Here is a 5,855-nt window from a genome sequence, read left to right on the forward strand (position 1 = left end):
ATGAATGTTTTTAAACCGATTTTAGTAATAACGCCCGGACGATGACCGGCAATTTCACGGAACAACAAAGAAATGGTTCCTAAAGGCAGGTTATAACCTTCTACTTTATTTTCAAAAACCAGCTTCTGGAAAGTTGGGATCAATCCCCAGTGTCCGGCTACAATTCGTTTTAATAAGCCTTCATGTCCTAAATGGTTGGCACCTAAACGGTCCGTACCATCACCCATTCCGGCCGAAAACATAACGGTCAAATCACGTGGATGTCCGGTTTTCAAAAAGCTTTCTTCTACGGCAATACTTAATTCCTGCGGATGTCCCATTCCGATAAATCCGCTGATACCGACAGTATCACCATCTTTGATTAAAGAAACAGCTTCTTCGGCTGATAAAATTTTTGCCATTGAAACTACCTCCTTCTATTTGTTCTTAAATTCTTTTTCTTTTACTTTATTCACAAAGCATTCCATACCATAGGTTTGATCTTCTGTGGCAAAGCAGCTGGAGAATTCTTTGACTTCGATTCCAATGGCACTGTCAATGTCTGTCTGCAAACCATTGTTGATTGCTTTTTTGGCATAAGCAACGGCAATTGGAGCATTTTTGGCAATACCGTTTGCCATTTTTAATACCATTGGCATCAATTCTTCAGCCGGAACAACATTGTTGACCAAACCGATCGCTAAAGCCTTATCTGCTTTGATGTTGCGTGCGGTGAAGATCATTTCTTTGGCAATACCAGCAGGTACTAAACGAGCTAAACGCTGTGTTCCACCAAAGCCTGGTGTAATACCCAAACCAACTTCCGGCTGTCCGAATACTGCATTTTCACTGGCTACACGAATGTCACAGCTCATAGCCAATTCACATCCACCACCTAAGGCAAATCCGTTAACAGCGGCAATGACCGGACAATGCATGGTTTCGATCATACGGAAGATCTTATTTCCGTAAGCACCATATTCAGCTGCTTCTTCTACTGTTTTATCTTTCATTTCTGCAATATCAGCACCGGCTACAAAGCTTTTAGATCCGGCACCGGTAATAACGGCACAATAAGTATCTTTATCGGCTTCTACGGTATTGACAGCTTCTTCCAAGTCTTTTAAAACGGCAGTGCTCAATGCGTTTAATGCTTTTTCACGATTGATCGTAATGATCGATACATGTCCTTGTTTTTCTAAAATTACATTTTCCATGATAGTATCCTCTCTTTTGAAAAAAAGGCGAAACCAGAAACGGTTCGCCTTATCGGTTCAAGTAAATATTAATACTTGTAGAAACCTTCTCCAGTCTTACGTCCTAATTTACCGGCACGTACCATTTTTCTCAACAAGGTGCTGGCACGGTATTTAGAATCTCCTGTTTCATGATACAGAACGTCCATGATTGCTTCAACGATATCCAAACCGATCAGATCGCCTAAAGCCAAAGGTCCCATTGGATGGTTAGCGCCTAACTGCATTGCTGTATCAATGTCGCTGGCAGAAGCAATTCCTTCCTGAAGGATGAAAGTTGCTTCATTGATCATTGGAACTAAGATACGGTTTACGACAAATCCAGGTCCTTCATTGACTTCAACCGGTGTTTTTCCGATTGCCTTAGAGATTTCGATGACTTTGTCTTTTACTTCAGCCGGTGTATTAGCACCAGAGATAACTTCGACTAATTTCATACGATCAGCCGGGTTGAAGAAATGCATACCAATTACCGGATGTTTGATACCATTGGCAATTTCTGTAATGCTTAAGCTAGACGTGTTAGAACCGAAAATGCAGTCGTCTTTTACGATTTCATCCAATTTTGTGAACAATTCTTTTTTCACATCCATAACTTCCAATACAGCTTCAACGATCAAATCTGAATCAGCCAGATCAGCATATTCACCAGCTTTTAGGTTTGCTTTGGCAGCATCGGCAGCTTCCTGAGAGATTTTTCCTTTTGTGACTAATTTGTCTTTAGAAGCAAAAATCTTGTTGACACCATTCTGTGCCCATTCCAGTTTCACATCGACTACAGTTACCTGGTTTCCAGCTGTCGCAAACGCATTTGCGATACCTTGTCCCATTGTACCGGCGCCGACTACACCTACTTTTAATGTCATGTTGAATTCCTCCTTAAGCAGCTTTTGCTTTTTTGATTTCTTCTACTAACAAAGGTAATACTTCGTTGACATCACCGACAAATCCCATGTTGGCAATCGTAAAGATTTCAGCCTGAGGATCACGGTTGATGGCGATGATCATATCGGATTTTTCCATTCCGGCTACGTGCTGAACGGCTCCGGAAATTCCACAAGCGATATATAAGCTTGGACGAACCGTCTTACCAGTCTGACCAACCTGTAAAGCTTTATCCATGTATCCATCTTCTACTACGGCACGAGTTGCACAAACAACACCGTCTAATTCTTTAGCACAGGCTTCTACCAAATCCAGACATCCTTCCGCACCACGTCCGGCACCAACAAGAATGTTAGCTTTTGTGATATCTACACCTTCAACGATTTTTTCTACAACTTTGTCGATGGTAACTTCTGGTTCAGTTGTTTCCCATTTTGGAGCAAATGATACAACTTCTCCTGTACGGCTTGCATCAGCCGGAGCCATATCAAATACTTTTGGTCGAATCGTAGCCATCTGTGGACGAGTATCCGGACAAACGATGGTACCAAACAAGTTTCCACCAAATGTTGGACGAGTTACCAGTAATAAAGCTTCTCCGTCTTTTGCTTTTTCTGTATCGATTTCAATCTTAGTAGCATCGGCTGTAAGACCGGCATTGATACGAGCCGCAACACGTGGAGCCAAATCACGTCCTAATACTGTAGCTCCTGTCAAGAAAGAATCTGGTTTAAATTCTTTGATGATCTGTGTTAATGCATCTGTATAGAACTGTGTAGAATAATCTTTTAATAATTCGTCATCAACAACGATAACTTTATCAGCACCATGTGCAATGACATCCTGTACTTTCTCTGTAATATTTGAACCTAACAGAACACCGACAACCTGATATCCCATTTCCGGAATGCTGGCAACTAATTTTCTAGCTTCGGAAATCAATTCGTAACCAACTTCGGCAACGGTTCCATTTTTCTGTTCAACAAATACATAAATGTCTTTGTATCCTTCAAATTTTGCCATTTTGTGTTCCCCTTCCTACTTCGTGATCAATTGCTTTTCTTTCAATGTTTTAGCAATCAATTCTGCAGTTTCCTGTGCAGACAGTTCATATGTTTTTGTTTCAGCGCTGACTTCTTTTGTGAATGTCGCATGAACCTTAGTTGGAGAACCAGCTAAACCAACAACGGAAAGATCCAGATCTAAATCATCAAATGTCATGATGTTTACCGGTTTGTCAAAAGAATCTACGATATCAACGCAGTTCATATAACGAGGTTTGTTCATTCCGGATAGTGTAGTTAATACACAAGGCATCTTAGAAGTTAAGATTTGTTCTTCTTCTTCCAGGGCTTTTTTAACCGTAATTTTTTCCGGTGTCAGTTCAATGATCTGATCAACATATGTGATCTGAGGCAATCCTAAACGTTCAGCTGTCTGTGGACCAACCTGAGCTGTATCACCATCGATAGCCTGACGTCCGGCAATGATCAAATCAAATCCGATTTTCTTTAAAGCAGCGGCCAAAGTACGGCTTGTAGCACAAGTATCGGCACCACCCAAACGACGGTCAGTGATCAAATATGCATCATCTGCTCCACGGGCGATTGTTTCCTGCAGCATGCCTTTTGCCTGCGGAGGACCCATAGATACGACAGTTACTTTTACATCCGGATTGGCATCTTTTAATTCCAATGCAGCTTCCAAACCAGCTAGATCATCGGGGTTGATGATACTTGGAACGCCATCACGAACCAATGTACCAGTCTTTTTATCTACTGTAATTTCAGTAGAATCTGGTACCTGTTTTACTAGAACGACAATTTTCATACTTCAACAATTCCTTTCTAACGTAATACCGCACCAGAAATTACCATACGCTGTACTTCAGAAGTACCTTCGTAGATTTCGGTAATCTTTGCATCACGGAACATTCTTTCAACTGGTAAATCACGTGTATAACCGTATCCACCCATCAACTGGATTGCTTTGGTTGTAACTTCCATCGCAACTTCAGCGGCAAATAATTTTGCTTCGGCAGCTAATACCGTATATTTTTCACCATTTTCTTTTGCCATGGCAGCGCGATAAACCAACAGACGAGCTGCATCAGTTTTGCACTGCATATCGGCTAACTGGAATTGTGTATTCTGGAATTTAGAGATCGGACGACCGAACTGTTTACGAGCTTTTACATAAGGAACAACTTCATCGATAGCTCCCTGGGCAATACCTAAAGCCTGCGCTGCGATACCGATACGTCCACCATCCAGTGTCATCATCGCAATCTTGAAGCCCTGTCCTTCTTTTCCTAATAAGTTCTCTACCGGAATCTCTACATTATTGAAGATCAGTTCGCTTGTGGCAGAACCGCGGATTCCCAATTTCTTTTCGTGAAGACCAAAAGTGAATCCCGGCATTCCTTTTTCAACGATAAAAGCAGAAATACCATGTGTTCCTTTTGATTTGTCTGTCATCGCAAAGATAATATAAACATCAGCTTCTCCGGCATTTGTGATAAAGATCTTTGTACCGTTCAATACATAATGATCTCCCTTTAATACAGCCGTAGTTTGCTGACCAGCTGCATCGGTACCGGCATTTGGTTCTGTCAAACCAAAGGCTGCTAATTTCTTACCTGTACACAGATCCGGTAAATATTTCTGTTTCTGTGCTTCAGTACCAAACTGAGCGATTGGCCATGTACCTAAAGATGTGTGGGCACTTAATACAACACCTGTTGTTGCACAAGTTTTAGAAAGCTCTTCAACGGCCAAAATGTATGACAAATAGTCAGCTCCGGCACCACCATATTCACGTGGATACGGAATTCCCAACATTTTTGCCTGACGCATAACTTCAACGCTTTCCTTAGGGAAACGTTCGTTTTCGTCAACATCCGCTGCGTTTTCTTTAACTTCGTTTTGCGCAACTTCTCTGAACAACTTCTGCATCATTTTTTGTTGTTCTGTTAAATTGAAATCCATAGATGAAGTTCTCCTTTCTTTCTTTGAACCATTCGACTTTTGGATATCGTAAGCATGAAAAAAGTTTCAAAACTTCTCATACATGTTTATTGTACAAAGTTATAATCTTTCCGTCAATAAGTTTGTGCAAAAATTAACAAGTTATTTTTAGTCGCTTTTTCACGAGTAATATTAACTTATTATTTTTTTCACAAGTTTGTTGACATCCCCTCTGAATTGGATTATTCTATGCGTGACAAGTCTCTTATACGAGCAGAAAGGAAGATAAAATAATGAGAAAAGCTTATATCGTAGCTGCCAAACGAAGCGCTGTAGGAACCTTCATGGGTTCTTTGACCGATGTTGATGTTGCCGATTTTGGCGCTACTGTCCTCAAGGAAACCATTGCCCAGGCCGGTATTGATCCTAAAAACTTAGATGAAGTTTTGATCGGTAACGTTATCGCCGCCGGTTTAGGACAAAACATCGCCCGTCATGTGGCCTTTAATGCCGGTGTACCGGTAGAAGTATGCGCCCAGACTATCAACATGTTATGTGGATCTGGTTTAAAAGCCGTTATGGAAGCCTGCCTTCGCATTCAGGCTAACTTTGGAGATCTTTATGTAGCCGGTGGTGTTGAATCCATGACTCGCGCCCCTTTCCTAACTCCATATACCATTCGTAAAGGTGTAAAAAGCGGAAACATGACATTGATCGACTCTATGCTGCACGATGGTTTGACCGATGCCATGTATGGAATTCATATGGG

At 41.3% G+C, this 5,855-nt stretch carries 6 protein-coding genes and 1 pseudogene; 1 reads left to right on the forward strand and 6 read right to left on the reverse strand.

From position 1 onward, the window contains the following. From U0M88_RS10310 to U0M88_RS10335, 6 genes are all read right to left on the reverse strand, one after another. A partial coding sequence (locus tag U0M88_RS10310) for a CoA-transferase (RefSeq protein ID WP_331869753.1) occupies window positions 1-401 on the reverse strand: 401 nt, incomplete at its 3' end. A 15-nt stretch (window positions 402-416) separates the two neighbouring features. Continuing rightward, window positions 417-1,196 carry an enoyl-CoA hydratase-related protein gene (locus tag U0M88_RS10315; RefSeq protein WP_331869754.1) on the reverse strand — a complete coding sequence of 260 codons (780 nt, stop codon included), beginning with the start codon at window positions 1,194-1,196 and terminating at the stop codon, window positions 417-419. Between the two features lie 68 nt (window positions 1,197-1,264). After that, window positions 1,265-2,101 carry a 3-hydroxyacyl-CoA dehydrogenase family protein gene (locus U0M88_RS10320; RefSeq protein ID WP_022789026.1) on the reverse strand — a complete coding sequence of 279 codons (837 nt, stop codon included), beginning with the start codon at window positions 2,099-2,101 and terminating at the stop codon, window positions 1,265-1,267. Between the two features lie 13 nt (window positions 2,102-2,114). Continuing rightward, on the reverse strand, window positions 2,115-3,143 hold the full coding sequence (locus U0M88_RS10325) for an electron transfer flavoprotein subunit alpha/FixB family protein (protein ID WP_331869755.1): 1,029 nt from the start codon (window positions 3,141-3,143) through the stop codon (window positions 2,115-2,117). 15 nt (window positions 3,144-3,158) lie between these two features. Further along, window positions 3,159-3,950, reverse strand: coding sequence for an electron transfer flavoprotein subunit beta/FixA family protein (locus U0M88_RS10330; RefSeq protein WP_022789024.1), 792 nt, complete (start codon window positions 3,948-3,950; stop codon window positions 3,159-3,161). Window positions 3,951-3,967: 17 nt separating this feature from the next. Continuing rightward, window positions 3,968-5,107 carry an acyl-CoA dehydrogenase gene (locus U0M88_RS10335; protein ID WP_022789023.1) on the reverse strand — a complete coding sequence of 380 codons (1,140 nt, stop codon included), beginning with the start codon at window positions 5,105-5,107 and terminating at the stop codon, window positions 3,968-3,970. Window positions 5,108-5,379: 272 nt separating this feature from the next. Here U0M88_RS10335 and U0M88_RS10340 point away from each other — a divergent pair. Continuing rightward, window positions 5,380-5,855, forward strand: a pseudogene (locus tag U0M88_RS10340) (acetyl-CoA C-acyltransferase); the annotation flags it as partial.

Source organism: Faecalicoccus sp., assembly GCF_036552745.1.
GTDB lineage: Bacteria > Bacillota_I > Bacilli_A > Erysipelotrichales > Erysipelotrichaceae > Faecalicoccus.